We start from the raw sequence: 504 nt of genomic DNA, 5'->3' as shown, positions 1-504 counted from the left end.
ATCGAGATGTCACCCTGAACGTTTGGATGAGCAACAAAAATTTGCAGCTTGCCATCTTCGCTTACAGACGCGTTGATCATGTCTGATTGACCATTGATGTACGTTGCTAGCTCTTCGATGTCATCACCCGCTTTCGCGTTGATATTGATTTCTAGATCATCAACATTACCATCTTCGTCTTCACCCATGCCAGGAAGCGTGATTTTTAGATCGGCTTTAGTTGGATCAACACCCCAATCTTTACCTTTTCCTACTTCAGAGAAGAATGTCACACCGCCCATACGAGTGTCATCTGCACGAATACTGGTTAGACCCATGATCATCGCTTCACCAGAGCTCGCACCGATTTGAAATGCCGCTTCACCGAATGAGCCGTTCAATAGACGACGGCCACCGAATGATGTGGTTTCTGCGATACGGTTCAGTTCGTCAACCAACGCCATTGATTCTTCGTTGATTGCCTGACGCTCTGCAGGAGAGTTAGTACCGTTTGATGACTGGATA

Annotated in this window: 1 protein-coding gene; it reads right to left on the bottom strand. The window is 46.6% G+C overall.

The genetic code is table 11. The annotated features are described in order from the left end of the window. Positions 1-504 (bottom strand): flagellin hook IN motif-containing protein (locus R7Q48_RS31560; RefSeq protein ID WP_318134420.1); only part of this gene is annotated, 504 nt, incomplete at both ends.

The organism is Vibrio sp. 378 (assembly GCF_033339435.1).
The sequence above is the reverse complement of the archived record's forward strand: the minus strand, read 5'-3'. Positions and strand labels throughout refer to the sequence as shown.